The sequence below is a fragment of the Ketogulonicigenium robustum genome (genome assembly GCF_002117445.1).
Lineage (GTDB): Bacteria > Pseudomonadota > Alphaproteobacteria > Rhodobacterales > Rhodobacteraceae > Ketogulonicigenium > Ketogulonicigenium robustum.
In genome coordinates, this window is the sequence record NZ_CP019937.1 from 1,319,068 (window position 1) to 1,331,768 (window position 12,701).

The window sequence follows — 12,701 nt, forward strand, 5'->3', positions numbered from 1 at the left end:
TTGATTTAGGACTGGCCTGCCCCCGAAATCAAGCCGCGACGCAAACCTTCGCGGCGGCGGGCCAATTGCAGCAACAGCAACTGTAGTGGCCCCGCATTGATCTCGCCACTATCTACCGCGTCCAATGCCTGCACGAAGGGCAGTATGTGCAGGCGCAAATCCTCGGCCTCCTCGGGTAAACCCCCAAAGGCGGGGTGGTGGTCGGGCAGATCGGTGATTGCTATGAAACAGTGGAAATATTCGCTACTCGCCCCCGGCGATGGGTAATACCCCCCAACATCCACCAGCGAGACAGTGGAAAGCTGCGCCTCCTCGATCAGCTCGCGGCGGGCGGCATCGGCAGGGGCCTCGCCTGCATCGACCAGCCCTGCGACGGGCTCGAGCAGCCAAGGCTGCGGGTCGGCGCGGCGCAGCGGGCCGGGGCGGATCTGCTCGACCAGCAGCACGCGATCAAGGCGCGGGTCGTAGGGCAGCATCAGCGCAGCATCGCCGACAACCAGCACATCACGCAACTGCGGCCCCGAATCGCTGCCGTCGAATCGCTTATAATCGACCGCGATCTGCGCCATCCGGTGAAAGCTGCCGACGAGCGGCGCCGCGTCGCGCCACCTGAAGTCATGCGCGGGCTGGCGGGTGATGCTGAGTGGGCGCTGACTGCCCTGCGCCAAGGCCTGTGCGGCAGCGCGGGCCAGCACACGCGGCATCATGGCAGGCAGGTCGGCTGGCCAACGGCCCAAGGCTAGCTCGCGCAAAGCTAAAGCCAGCGTGGCGGCATCGACGCGCGCGCCACTAACGCGCCCATCCACAATAGTACCGCCGGCGGCCGTCACAAATTCATGAAGCCGCGCCGCGCCTGCGGGATCGGCTTGCAGCGTGTTTCCGTCGACCTGCCCGAAATAGCGCGCCACCTTGGGGTCGGCCCATGGCTCGGCCAGCAGAAAGCGTTCCATCAGGCTGGCTTCGTCATCGAGACTTGCATCACGTTGCAGCCGCCGCCGTGGAAGACCCCCGCGCAGCTGGTCAGGTAGAAGTCCCACATCCGCTTGAACCGGTCGTCGAAGCCCAGCTTCGCGATGGCTGGCCAAGCCTGCTCGAACCGTTCATACCAGCGCCGCAGCGTGATCGAGTAGCTTTCGCCGAATTCCTTTGCACCAGCGTAGGTCATACCCGCCGATGCGATCTGGCTTTGCATCACCGCGTGGCTGGGCAGCATGCCGCCCGGAAAGACATAACGCTGAATGAAATCGACGCGGCTGCGGTAGTCGTCAAAGCGGTCATCGCGGATGGTGATGGCCTGCACGGTCGCCGTTTTGCCGGGCTTCAGGCAGTCGTTGATCTTGCCAAAGTAGGTGGGCCAATATTTCTCGCCTACCGCCTCGATCATCTCAATGCTGGCGATGCCGTCGTAACTGCCAGTTTCGTCACGGTAATCTTGCAGCTTGATGGTGACCTTATCGGTCAGACCTTGGCGGACCATCCGTTCCTGCGCGAAGTTGAATTGCTCTTGGCTGATGGTCAGGCAGGTGACGTTCAGGCCGCGCTCTTTTGCGGCGTATTCGGCGAAACCGCCCCAACCGCAGCCGATTTCCAACACATGATCGCCCGGTTGCGCGCCGATCAGATCGACCATCGACTTATATTTGCGCGTCTGCGCGACCTCGAGGCTCTCTTGCGGGTTTTCGTAGATGGCGGACGAATAAGTCATCGTTTCGTCCAGCCACATGCTGTAGAAATCATTCCCCAAATCATAGTGATACGAGATGTTCTTGCGCGCTTGCTTCTTGCTGTTCGACTGCAGCCAGAACCGGATCCGCTCAACCCACTGGGCCAGCGGCAAGCCGCGGAAGCTATCGAAGACAATCTCGAATTCGTCGTTGATAAGGTCAAAAAACGCCAGCAAATCCGGCGACGACCACTGGCCATCCAGATACGCCTCGGAAAAGCCAAGGTCGCCTTCGCGGATCAGGCGGGCGAAAACCTCGGGGTCGTGAATGTCGATGCGCGCAACATAGCCCGCGCCCGCGCCCTCGGCCCGAAAAACGCGGCCATCAGGCAGTGCCAGATCCAGCCGCCCGCGCGGCAGCTTTTGGGCAATGCCGAAGACCGATGAAAAATAGCGAGGCAGGTTCGACTGACCCTCTGTCGTCGTCAGGATCATAATGTGTTCTCCCTAAACCTTAGCGGCCCCGTTGGGGTCTGATCCGATCCGATTTCTTGGGCCAGATTATCCTGCGCGCGCGCAATGTCACGCGGACTATGGCTGATTTCGCACATTTAATGGCCCCCGCCTGTAAACAGCGCGCAACGGTTGGGCGAAATTTCGCATATAAATTAGGCACAAACCCGAAAAACACCGCCATCCGCAAAGTCATCTGCCCCACTGCAAACTTGCGCGGCAAGGCCAGTGGCGGCTAGGGTTGGCCCAGCACCCCCCGTCGTCAACGGAGATATGAATGAAACTCGCTATGATCCTGGGCGCCGCTTCGTTTGCCGCGCTTGCAACTGCTGCCGCCGCGCAGGACCCCGAGCTGCTGGTCTACGACTATCCGGCGTTTGAAAACCCCGGTTTCCACCAGCCGTATATCGATAAATACGGCGTCGGCCCGACCTTCGCGTTTTTCGGTGATGAAGAAGAAGCCTTCCAGAAGCTGAATGCGGGCTTTCGTGCCGACATCACGCACATCTGCGCCGGCACCGTGCCGAAATTCACCGAAGGCGCCGCCAACCTGATCGAGCCGTGGGACACATCGCGCCTGACGTATTTTGCCGATCTGAACGCCGACCTGCTGGGCACCGATATGCAGGCGCAGGGCGATCTGTTCTTCTTGCCGACTGACTTTGGCACCAGCGCCATCGCCTACAACCCCGACGAGGTTCCGGCCGAGGATGTCGCCTCGCTGAATGTATTCCTGAATCCGAAATACGCCGGCCGCATGACCATTCCCGACAACGTGGATGATGCCTACGCCCTCGCCTATCTGGCGACCGGCGTCACCGATTGGACTGACGCGACCCCCGAACAATTCGAGGCCGCCTCCGCATGGCTGCGCGAGGCGCATGCCAATATGCGCACCTATTGGGTCGATCCGGCCGAGCTGGCGCAGCTGATGGCGACCGGCGAAATTCTGGTCGCCTGGGCATGGAACGAAACCTTCCCGACGATGGTCGCCGAAGGCCGCCCGATCGGCTTCCAACGCGAACCGGCCGAGGGCTCGTCCCTGTGGCTGTGCGGATACCTGAACATGGCCAACGGCCCGGGGTCGGAAGACAAAGCGTATGACTATGTCAACGCCATGCAATCGCCCGAAACCACCAAGGCGCTGGTCGACGCGGGCTTTGCCCAAGCCAACGCCGTCGCCATGGAGAATATCTCGGAGGAAGAGCTGACCGCTGGCGGCATCGGCACGATCGACGCCCCCATACTGGCCCAGCTGCCGATGACCGTCGAACAGCGCGAGCTGCACGCCGAAACGTTCGAGATGATCAAAGCAGGGTTCTAAGCCGAACGAAATGACCTACGGGGCGGCAGCGCAATCTGCCGCCCTTTTCGTATTGAAATCGGCCCCGTTGCGGCCTATCTAGGCGGTGTCCTTCGGGACTATGGGCATAAACGCGCTCGGAATAAGCGGATCGGACCCGGGGGCGGTACCCGGCGGCTCCACCATATCCTTATTGGGGGATCATGGGGCCGAAACAGGATCGACGAACGTGTAAAGGGGATGGCTTTGTCCCGGTGAGGTACCACCGTTATCGGTCCGTATTGTACAGTTGCCAATAACAACCGTGCTCCGGCAATGGCTCTGGCTGCTTAAGCAGTTCGAGTCGCCGAAACTAAGTCCTAACGCTTAGCCGCGTTAGGCGGGGTTCGCAGGTACCTGGCAACAGAAACCTGCACTTCCCCCCTTCCCCAATTCGGCCCGCAGAACCCCAGTTCCCCCTTTCATCCGACGGGCAAATGGGGGTATCTTGCAGTAAATTTCTGGGGTGGAGGAAGAAGTGGCCCGCTCGATCGATTATGGTAAACTCATGCACCGCGCGATGCGGGGTTTGATTCAGGAAATACTGGGCGATGTGGCCCAAGGCGGCCTGCCGGGCGAGCATCACTTCTTCATCACATTCGACACGAACCACCCCGATGTCGAACTGGCGGATTGGCTGTTCGACCGCTACCCCGATGAGATGACGGTAGTGCTGCAGCACTGGTTCCAAAACCTTGATGTGACGGACGAAGGGTTCTCGGTGGTGCTGAACTTCGGCGACAACCCCGAACCGATCTATGTCCCCTATGACGCGATCCGCACCTTCGTCGACCCGTCGGTCGAGTTCGGCCTGCGTTTCGAGGCGCAAGAGGACGAGGAAGACGACGACGCCGAGGCGCCCATGGCCGAGATGCTCGAGCCGGAAGAAGATGGCCCCCGCCCGCAAGCCGAGATTGTCAGCCTCGACCAATTCCGCCGTTAAGCGCCCTAGGATATTTGCATATGACAGCCTTTCGCACCGAGACCGACAGCTTCGGCCCGCTTGAAGTTCCTGCCGACAAGTATTGGGGCGCGCAAACGCAGCGATCCATCATCAACTTCCCCATCGGGTGGGAAAAGCAGCCGGTGCCGATCATCCGCGCACTGGGCGTGGTGAAAAAGGCCGCTGCGACGGTTAACCAAGGATTCGGCGATCTGGATGCGCCCTTGGCCGACGCGATTATCGCCGCCGCGACCGAAGTAATCGACGGCAAGTTCGACGACAACTTCCCGCTGGTTGTCTGGCAGACAGGCTCGGGCACGCAGTCTAACATGAACGCGAACGAAGTCATCTCGAACCGCGCGATCGAGATGCTGGGCGGTGTGATGGGGTCAAAAAAGCCCGTGCACCCGAACGATCACGTGAACATGGGCCAGTCGTCGAACGACACCTTCCCCACCGCCATGCACGTCGCAATTGGCATGCTGGCGCGCGATGTGCTGCTGCCGGGGCTGGACAAGCTGTCCGCCGCGCTTTGGGCCAAGGCTGAGGAATTCAGCGCGATCATCAAAATCGGCCGGACGCACACCCAAGACGCGACCCCGCTGACATTGGGGCAGGAATTCAGCGGCTACGCCACGCAGGTCGATAAAGGCATCGCGCGCATCAAAATGGCGCTGCCCGACATTTACGAACTGGCCCAAGGCGGCACAGCCGTCGGGACCGGCCTGAACACCCGCAAGGGCTTCGCGGAAAAGGTCGCCGCAGAAATTGCGGCCATCACCGGCCTGCCCTTTGTCACCGCCCCCAACAAATTCGAGGCGCTGGCCGCGCATGACGCGATGGTCATGTTCAGTGGTGCGCTGAAAACGGTGGCGGCCAGCCTGTTCAAAATCGCCAATGACCTGCGTTTGCTTGGCTCTGGCCCCCGTTCTGGTTTGGGCGAGTTGATCTTGCCAGAAAACGAACCTGGCTCCTCGATCATGCCCGGCAAAGTGAACCCAACGCAGGCCGAGGCGCTAACCATGGTCTGCGCCCATGTGATGGGTAACGACGCCGCCGTCGGTTTTGCCGGCAGCCAAGGCCATTTTGAGCTGAACGTTTACAATCCGATGATGTCCTATAACGTGCTGCAATCGATGCAGCTGCTGGGCAATGCCGCCAGCAGCTTTACCGACAATATGGTCGTCGGCACGCAGGCCAACGTCGCGCGTATCGACAAGCTGATGAAAGAAAGCCTGATGCTGGTCACAGCGCTGGCGCCGACCATCGGCTATGACAATGCGACCAAGGTTGCCAAAACCGCGCATAAAAACGGCACCACGCTGCGCGAGGAAGCTATCGCTTTGGGGTTGGTCGATGGCGAGACGTTTGACCGTATCGTGCGCCCCGAAGACATGATCGGGCCGCACGGGTAAAATGGCCGAGGTTGTAAACCTCAACAAGGCCCGCAAAGATCGTGCCCGCGCCGAGGAAAAGATGCGGGCCGACCAGAACGCCGTAAAGTTCGGCCGTACCAAGGTGCAACGCGCAATCGAGGCGACCGCACGCGAAAAGGCCAAGCAGGCGTTGGATCAGGCCAAACGTGATGAGCCCTGACCTGCGGCCTGCCAAGCATTCCGTCACCCTGCACGGCCATCGCACCTCGGTCGCGCTGGAGCCCCCCTTTTGGGCCGCGTTTCGCGCCATTGCAGCGCGGCGCGATATGGCGCTGAACGCACTGGTGGCCGAGGTTGACGATGCGCGCGGCGATGTCGGTCTCGCGACAGCTATCCGGTTGTTTGTGCTGGCGGATTTACAGGCCCGCGTGGGGTGACGCGCAGCCAAATACCATCCTTGGCGCGCACGGTCATATAGGCAACGGGCACCGGATCGCGGCCCTCTACCACCTCGAACCGGAAGTCCCGTAGCAGCATTGCCAAGATCAGCGTACCTTCTAGCATGGCGAAGCCTGCACCCACGCATACGCGCGGACCTTCGGAAAACGGCATATAAGCGTCGCGCGCCGATGCTCTGCACTCGGGCGTTGACCAGCGGGCGGGGTCGAAATCGTCGGGCGACTGCCAAAAGCGCGTGTGGCGGTGCAGGTGCCACGGCGACAGCACAATCTGCGCGCCGACCGGCACGGCCCTGTCGCGGAACGTTTCTGGTGCAGTCGCCTCGCGGACCATCATGGGCACAGGCGGGTAAAGACGCAGCGTCTCGCGGAAGATGTCGCGGTTGATGCGCAGTTTTGACAGCGCGCTAAATTCGGCTGCCATACCCTGGGCCTCGCGCGCGGCTTGGTCCTGCCATTCGGGATATAGGGCGACCAAATACAGCGCCCAGGCCAAAGCCGACGCGCTTGTCTCATGCCCCGCCAAAAAGAAAATCGCGACCTGATCCACCATCTCGGCAGGGGTGAATAACGCCCCTGTTTCGGGGTCGGCGGTCGTCATGATCTTTGTCGCCAGATCGTCGGGGGCCGTGCCGGCCGCGATCTGGGCTTGCCGCTCGTCCACCATTTTACTGATCAGCCGACGAATGCGGCGCGCTGTTTCGCCCGTTTTACGGCTGGGAAAGCGCGGCACCCACGCGGGCAAATTGATGAACGCCCCAAGGTTCATGACAGGACGGCTGCGCTGATGATCGCGAAACGCCTCGAACACCTCGCGCGCGACATCACTCTCAATCGGGATCGAGAACAAAGTCCGAAAAATCACGTCGGCGGCGGCGTGACTGGCATGGTGGTCAATCTCGACCACACTTCCTGCTGGGGTCGCACCAAGGCGTGCCACGGCGGCTGCGGCAGATTCCCAAATGACGGGAAAAATCTCGCGCAGGCGGCCCCCTTCAAACGCGGGGTCAATAATCCGTCGCTGCTGCTTCCATTGGGCGCCGTTGGTCAAGAACACGGAATCGCGCCCCAAAAGCGGAATGAGGCCTGCGGCAATACGGTCGGACTTCGGGAAGTCGTCGGGGCGTTCTTTCAATACCACTTTCGTCAAGGCGGGATCATTCACCATGAACGAATGAAAGAAAGGCGTGCGCATTTCAGCCATCCACGCCTGGTAGAGCTTATCGCTCTGCGCGGATAAAATATCGTTACGAAACAACCGCAGATAGCGCCAGATCGAGACGCGACCCACGCGAGATGAGGGTTTTGGCGGGGTCATGCAGTGTCCCGAAAAGAAGAAAGCGGCCGCGCAAGCCGCGAGGCGGAATGGGCGCGCCCCCGATAGCGGTCGGCAAGTTTTACGGGGCCCGCCGTGATCAGGAAATAGTCGTAATCGCGCGGGCGATCAAACGCATGCAGGTATTGAAAGTGCAGCCGGAACCATTTGCCACGCAGATCACGCTGCATCTGCGCCGACAATGTTTGCGTGAACGCAGCGGATAGGACAAGCGGCGCAAGCTGCGGGTCGGGCGCAACGCCAGTTACAGCCGGCGGGTCGCAAAGAGCAAAGCAACAGGCGTCGCCCGGGGCCGACACATCAACCCATGCCACACGCTTCTGCCCAGCCAACATTTGCAGATCGGCCCGCAGGCGCTGCGCATCCGGCAAAAACGACATCATAGGAATGACTTGACCCAACGTCAGAAGTGCCAGCCTGTCGTCTGCCTGCCCCGTGCGCATCACATCGGCGACCACCGAAACCGCCAACTGAGCGCCCGACGAATGCCCGATAACCAGCACCTCGTCGTAGTCTTGCGATAGGGCGGCAGTCACCTCGCCCGCGAACTGCGCCAGCCGTGCCTGCAGCGCGGGGGCATATGCGCCCCGCCAATGGGCCGCAAATGCATAGTCCAGCATCAAATAATGCGCCAAAACCTTGCCATCGCGTGCCTTGAACCAGCGCAGCACCGCATAGGCAGCGGCGGCCGCCAGCGCGCACCACACCAGCGCCCGAGACCAACCCGCAAGTGGCAAGGCAAGGGCCACCGCCCCGACTGCGCCGCCCAACAAAAGCGCGGCAATCGCTTGAACCAGCAAAATCGCAATCGGATAAAAAGCGGCCAAAACAGGCCCGCGGCGCATCTGCGCCAGCCGAAACAGCGTGCCTGTCGTGGTGTAGATCCACAAAGTACGGACCATCTGCAGGTAGCTGTGCAGAATGCCGCCCTTCATCTGGTCCCGCACCAGATCCGACCAGACCAGCAGGGCTATATCGGCTTGACTGGTCTCGCCGTCGACCGTCACCTCGGCCTGCCACCCGAATGGCCCTTTGCCCTTCGAACGCGGTAGTATGTTGAAGGTGTAGCCTGAAATATCGGCCTGCGCGGCGCCCTCGCGCCGGTAAAACTCGCGATACCGGCGCGGATGCATGGGGTCAAATCCGGCGATGTAGAACACCTTGCGGCGTTTGACTTCGGGCGCCCGCGCCGGATTCATCGGGTACTACGCGCCCGCGCTGCGCAAAAAGCCGACTAGCGCCTGCGTCGAGGCGTCCTGCCCCGCCGCCGTCGCGGTGCCGTCCACAACGGGTTGCAGCTGTGTGGCCAGCTCTTTCCCCAGCTCGACGCCCCATTGGTCGAACGAATTGATGCCCAGAATCGCGCCTTCGACAAACACGCGATGCTCGTACAGCGCCACAATCTGCCCCAAGACATAGGGGGTCAGCATCTCGTACGCCAAGGTCACCGACGGGCGGTTACCTTGAAACACACGATGGGCAGCCTGACGGTCCAATTCGGGGCCGGTGAAGCCCTTGGTCGCGGCAATTTTACGCGCCGCATCCAGATCGCGGCCCTGCATCAGCGCTTTGGATTGGGCCAGACAGTTTGCGATCAGCAGCTCTTGCTGATGCTGCAGGTCGGGTTCATGCGCGCGCGCGGCGATCATGAATTCGCACGGGATAACGCGCGTACCCTGATGGATCAGCTGGTAGAAGGCGTGCTGGCCGTTGGTCCCAGGTTCGCCCCAGACAACTGCGCCGCTGTGGTATGGCAACGCGATACCGTCCATCCCGACGCCCTTGCCGTTGCTTTCCATCTCGAGCTGCTGGAGATACGCCGGCAGCCGGCCAAGGCGGTTGTCGTATGGCAGCACGGCCCGGGTTGCATAGCCGCAAGCGTGACTATGCCATAGCCCGACCAGCGCCAGCAGTGCAGGCAGGTTCTGGTCCCACGGCGCGCTGCGGAAGTGGCTGTCCATCGCAGCGCCGCCGGCCAAAAACGCCCGGAAATGGGCCGGTCCCACGGCCAACATCACCGACAGGCCGATCGGCCCCCAGACGGAATACCGTCCGCCCACGTAGCTGCCAAACCCGAATACGCGGTCCGCGGGGATGCCGAAAGCAGCCGTCTTGTCCAAATCGGACGAGATCGCCGCAAACTGCGCCGCAGGATCCGCAACAGACGCCGCCATCCAGTCACGCACGGTTTCGGCATTCGTGATGGTTTCGATGGTGGTAAAGGTTTTGGATGACACAATCACCAGCGTCCGCGTGGGGTCGCAACGCTTCAGCACCTCGGCTACGTCACCGGGGTCGATGTTACTGACAAAGTGGCACCGCGGCCCATCGTGATAGGGCGACAGCGCCCGCACGGCCATCACGGGCCCCAAATCCGACCCGCCGATCCCGATGTTGATCACGTCGGTGATCGACCCACCCGCGCCGGTAAAGCTGCCGTCGCGCACAGATGCGGCAAAAGCCTCCATCCGCGCCAGTGTTTCGCGGATCCCCGACATCACATCTTCGCCGTCGACGATAATAGGCCCGGCATCCATATTGCGCAGGGCGGTGTGCAGCACCGCGCGGCCCTCGGTCTCGTTGATGGGTTGGCCCGTGAACATCGCCTCGCGCTTTTGCGCGACACTCGCCGTATCCAACAGGCCCAGCAAAATGTCGCGGCTGGGGCGGTCAATCGTTGTCTTGGAATAATCGAACAGCAGCCCGTCGTGCGTCAGGCTGAAATCGGCCGCACGCGCCGCGTCATCAAACTGCGCAACAATCGGTTTAGCTACCGCTGCACGGTCTTGCAGTTGTTTGAAATCAATCATGATTCTGCCCAGTGAATGGTTGCGCCGCGCAGCACTGCCGCAACGGGTGCGCTTTCGGGCGACAACGTGCGTGCCCGCTCGAATGCCTCGCGTTTTGCGGGACCAATAATCAGAATATGGCGGTTCAGCGCGCCATTGAGCACGGGCGCCGTCAGCGTCATCCGCACCTCGGGCGCGCCGGGGGCGCGCATTGGCAACAGTACGTCAGGTCCGTTCAGCGCGTCGGTCAGGCGATCAGCCCCCGGAAAGATCGAGGCTGTGTGCATATCCTCGCCCATTCCCAACAGGCAAACGGTCAGTGGCAAACACGGCGCGATCCCCTCGGATAGGGCAGCCAGCGAGTCCTCGGGCTCGGGCGTTTCAGCATGGAGGGGGATGTAGTTCGCCTCGTGCGCGCGGCTTGTCAGCAGGCGCGACTTGATCAGGCGCGTGTTCGACCGCGGGTTGCCTTCGGGCACCCAACGCTCGTCGGTCAACATGACGTCGACACGTCCCCAATCCAAGTCAGCCGCGCAGAGGCTGTCGAAAACCGGGCCGGGCGTTGTACCACCCGGCACGGCCAAACTCGCCCGCGCGCCGCCCGCCAGCGCCAAGCGCAGCTCGCCGGCGATTTGGTTCGCCAGCGTGATCATCATAATGTCGGAATCGGGATATTCGATGAATTCCATGTCTTACGCCTTGATATCGCGCCAGCGGCGCCCGTCGCGATGCAGCAGCATCAACGCATCTTCGGGGCCGGACGAGCCCGGGACATATTGCTTCGGCACGTCATGGCGCGCTTCCCACCCTTCGATGATCGGGTCGGTCCAGCCCCAGGCTGCCTCGACCTCGTCGCCGCGCATGAACAGGGTTTGGTTGCCGCGAATCACGTCCATGATCAGGCGCTCGTATGCCTCGGGCGCGTCAGCCTCGCGCAGCGCCTCGGCGAAGGTCAGGTCCAGCGGCACATCGATCAGGCGCATACCGCCCGGACCGGGTTCTTTGACTGTCACCGTCATATCAATCCCCTCGTTCGGCTGCAGCCGGATCGAGAGGATGTTGCGATGCGGGGTCGTGTCACCCTCGAAGATCGAGTGGCCGAGAGCTTTGAAAATGATCGAGATTTCCGACGTGCGGGCCCGCAATTTCTTACCAGTGCGCAGATAGAACGGGACGCCAGCCCACCGCCAGTTCGCAATCTCGCAGCGCATAGCGACGAAGCTTTCGGTAAACGACCGCAGGTTGCCCGCGTCTTCGCGGTAGCCGGGGGCCGTGTCGGTCGCTTCATACTGACCGCGTACGATGTGGTGCGGCGCGACGGGCTGCAGCGCGCGGATGACTTTCAGCTTCTCATCGCGCAGCGCATCGGCATCGTAGATCGCAGGCGGCTCCATCGCGATCAGGCACAGCAGCTGCATCAAGTGGTTCTGCACCATGTCGCGCATCGCACCGGATTTGTCGTAATAGGCCCCGCGCCCGCCAACGCCAACGGTTTCGGCCACGGTGATCTGAATGTGGTCAATGTAGTGGTTGTTCCACAGCGGCTCGAACATCATGTTGCCGAACCGCAAGACCATCAGGTTCTGCACCGTCTCTTTGCCAAGGTAATGGTCGATCCGGTAGATCTGAGTCTCGTCAAAATGCTCGGCCAGCGTCGCATTCAGTGCGCGCGCGGTTTCCTGATCACGGCCAAAGGGCTTTTCAACCACCACCCGCGCCTGCGAGCCCGCGATCTCGTAGGAGTTAAGCCGCTCGGCCAAGGCGCCGAACAGGCTAGGCGCAACCGAAAAGTAAAAAGCTTGCACGCGGTCGGTGCTGGTTTTGGTCTTCAGTTCTTCCCAACCATCGTCGCCAGTGGCGTCAATCGGGACATAATCCAGAAGATTAAGAAAATCCTCTAACCCCTCTGAATTTTCGTCATATTCTGCAGAAAACTCTTTCAACGCTTCTTTCGCAAATAGCCGATACTCCACCGGCGAGAGGCCTGCGCGCGCAGCGCCGATCAAGCGCGTTCCATCCTCGAACTGGCCGGCCAGATACCGACGGAACAGGGCGGGAATGATCTTGCGGCGGGCCAGATCGCCAGTGCCGCCAAATACGATCAGATCGAAAGGGGCGACCGGGATGACACGAGATACCATGAGATGCCTCCGCTAGGATGCCGGATAATCCGACCAAATACCCCCCCTTGCGGCATGGCGGCAGGGGGTCCAGTCAATACCTTAGCACCGGCTTATGGCAGGCTCAAACCCAACAACTTCACTTGGCAGAAATTTGTCGT

General features: G+C 61.4%; 12 protein-coding genes and 1 other RNA gene. 6 read left to right on the forward strand and 7 right to left on the reverse strand.

Annotated features, from left to right (window positions below; all coding sequences use genetic code 11):
• Positions 1–5: 5 nt before the first annotated feature.
• Positions 6–950, reverse strand: coding sequence for an NUDIX domain-containing protein (locus BVG79_RS06690; protein ID WP_085786200.1), 945 nt, complete (start codon positions 948–950; stop codon positions 6–8).
• On the reverse strand, positions 950–2,158 hold the full coding sequence (locus BVG79_RS06695; protein ID WP_085786201.1) for an SAM-dependent methyltransferase: 1,209 nt from the start codon (positions 2,156–2,158) through the stop codon (positions 950–952). The genes BVG79_RS06690 and BVG79_RS06695 overlap by 1 nt, the downstream gene beginning before the upstream one ends.
• A gap of 295 nt (positions 2,159–2,453) precedes the next feature.
• On the opposite strand from BVG79_RS06695, the gene BVG79_RS06700 reads away from it, so the two are divergent.
• The 6 genes from BVG79_RS06700 (at position 2,454) to BVG79_RS06725 (ending at position 6,274) form a co-directional block, all read left to right on the forward strand.
• The gene (locus BVG79_RS06700; RefSeq protein ID WP_085786202.1) at positions 2,454–3,500 is read left to right on the forward strand and encodes an ABC transporter substrate-binding protein; all 1,047 of its coding nucleotides are present in this window, start codon (positions 2,454–2,456) and stop codon (positions 3,498–3,500) included.
• Positions 3,501–3,548: 48 nt separating this feature from the next.
• Positions 3,549–3,896, forward strand: a transfer-messenger RNA (tmRNA) gene (ssrA, locus tag BVG79_RS06705).
• Between the two features lie 100 nt (positions 3,897–3,996).
• The gene (locus tag BVG79_RS06710; protein ID WP_236951323.1) at positions 3,997–4,461 is read left to right on the forward strand and encodes an SspB family protein; all 465 of its coding nucleotides are present in this window, start codon (positions 3,997–3,999) and stop codon (positions 4,459–4,461) included.
• 20 nt (positions 4,462–4,481) lie between these two features.
• Entirely contained in the window at positions 4,482–5,876 is a 1,395-nt protein-coding gene (gene fumC, locus BVG79_RS06715) for a class II fumarate hydratase (RefSeq protein WP_085786203.1), read from the forward strand.
• 1 nt (position 5,877) lies between these two features.
• Entirely contained in the window at positions 5,878–6,057 is a 180-nt protein-coding gene (locus tag BVG79_RS06720; RefSeq protein WP_085786204.1) for a DUF4169 family protein, read from the forward strand.
• Positions 6,047–6,274: a ribbon-helix-helix domain-containing protein gene (locus BVG79_RS06725; protein WP_085786205.1), complete on the forward strand. Its 228-nt coding sequence runs from the start codon at positions 6,047–6,049 to the stop codon at positions 6,272–6,274. The genes BVG79_RS06720 and BVG79_RS06725 overlap by 11 nt, the downstream gene beginning before the upstream one ends.
• On the opposite strand, the gene BVG79_RS06730 is transcribed toward BVG79_RS06725, so the two are convergent.
• Genes BVG79_RS06730 through zwf form a run of 5 tightly spaced genes read right to left on the reverse strand, consistent with a single transcriptional unit; the run spans position 6,228 to position 12,561 of the window.
• A complete protein-coding gene (locus tag BVG79_RS06730; protein WP_085786206.1) occupies positions 6,228–7,613 on the reverse strand; it encodes a cytochrome P450 in 1,386 nt (461 codons plus the stop codon). The two genes, BVG79_RS06725 and BVG79_RS06730, sit on opposite strands and share 47 nt — an antisense overlap.
• The gene (locus BVG79_RS06735; protein WP_085786207.1) at positions 7,610–8,830 is read right to left on the reverse strand and encodes a hypothetical protein; all 1,221 of its coding nucleotides are present in this window, start codon (positions 8,828–8,830) and stop codon (positions 7,610–7,612) included. Before BVG79_RS06735 ends, BVG79_RS06730 begins: the two co-directional genes overlap by 4 nt.
• Positions 8,831–8,836: 6 nt before the next feature.
• Positions 8,837–10,441: a glucose-6-phosphate isomerase gene (gene pgi / locus BVG79_RS06740; protein ID WP_085786208.1), complete on the reverse strand. Its 1,605-nt coding sequence runs from the start codon at positions 10,439–10,441 to the stop codon at positions 8,837–8,839.
• Positions 10,438–11,109 (reverse strand): 6-phosphogluconolactonase, encoded by a 672-nt coding sequence (pgl, locus tag BVG79_RS06745; RefSeq protein WP_085786209.1) that lies wholly within the window; start codon positions 11,107–11,109, stop codon positions 10,438–10,440. Before pgl ends, pgi begins: the two co-directional genes overlap by 4 nt.
• A 3-nt stretch (positions 11,110–11,112) precedes the next feature.
• On the reverse strand, positions 11,113–12,561 hold the full coding sequence (zwf, locus tag BVG79_RS06750) for a glucose-6-phosphate dehydrogenase (RefSeq protein ID WP_085786210.1): 1,449 nt from the start codon (positions 12,559–12,561) through the stop codon (positions 11,113–11,115).
• Positions 12,562–12,701 lie beyond the last annotated feature (140 nt).

What these genes read in the sequence shown, in the direction of transcription:
- BVG79_RS06690 (WP_085786200.1), bottom strand. Translation starts at nt 950, where the DNA reads ATGGAACGCTTTCTGCTGGCCGAGCCATGGGCCGACCCCAAGGTGGCG.
- BVG79_RS06695 (WP_085786201.1), bottom strand. Translation starts at nt 2,158, where the DNA reads ATGATCCTGACGACGACAGAGGGTCAGTCGAACCTGCCTCGCTATTTT.
- BVG79_RS06700 (WP_085786202.1), top strand. Translation starts at nt 2,454, where the DNA reads ATGAAACTCGCTATGATCCTGGGCGCCGCTTCGTTTGCCGCGCTTGCA.
- fumC (WP_085786203.1), top strand. Translation starts at nt 4,482, where the DNA reads ATGACAGCCTTTCGCACCGAGACCGACAGCTTCGGCCCGCTTGAAGTT.
- BVG79_RS06720 (WP_085786204.1), top strand. Translation starts at nt 5,878, where the DNA reads ATGGCCGAGGTTGTAAACCTCAACAAGGCCCGCAAAGATCGTGCCCGC.
- BVG79_RS06725 (WP_085786205.1), top strand. Translation starts at nt 6,047, where the DNA reads ATGAGCCCTGACCTGCGGCCTGCCAAGCATTCCGTCACCCTGCACGGC.
- BVG79_RS06730 (WP_085786206.1), bottom strand. Translation starts at nt 7,613, where the DNA reads ATGACCCCGCCAAAACCCTCATCTCGCGTGGGTCGCGTCTCGATCTGG.
- BVG79_RS06735 (WP_085786207.1), bottom strand. Translation starts at nt 8,830, where the DNA reads ATGAATCCGGCGCGGGCGCCCGAAGTCAAACGCCGCAAGGTGTTCTAC.
- pgi (WP_085786208.1), bottom strand. Translation starts at nt 10,441, where the DNA reads ATGATTGATTTCAAACAACTGCAAGACCGTGCAGCGGTAGCTAAACCG.
- pgl (WP_085786209.1), bottom strand. Translation starts at nt 11,109, where the DNA reads ATGGAATTCATCGAATATCCCGATTCCGACATTATGATGATCACGCTG.
- zwf (WP_085786210.1), bottom strand. Translation starts at nt 12,561, where the DNA reads ATGGTATCTCGTGTCATCCCGGTCGCCCCTTTCGATCTGATCGTATTT.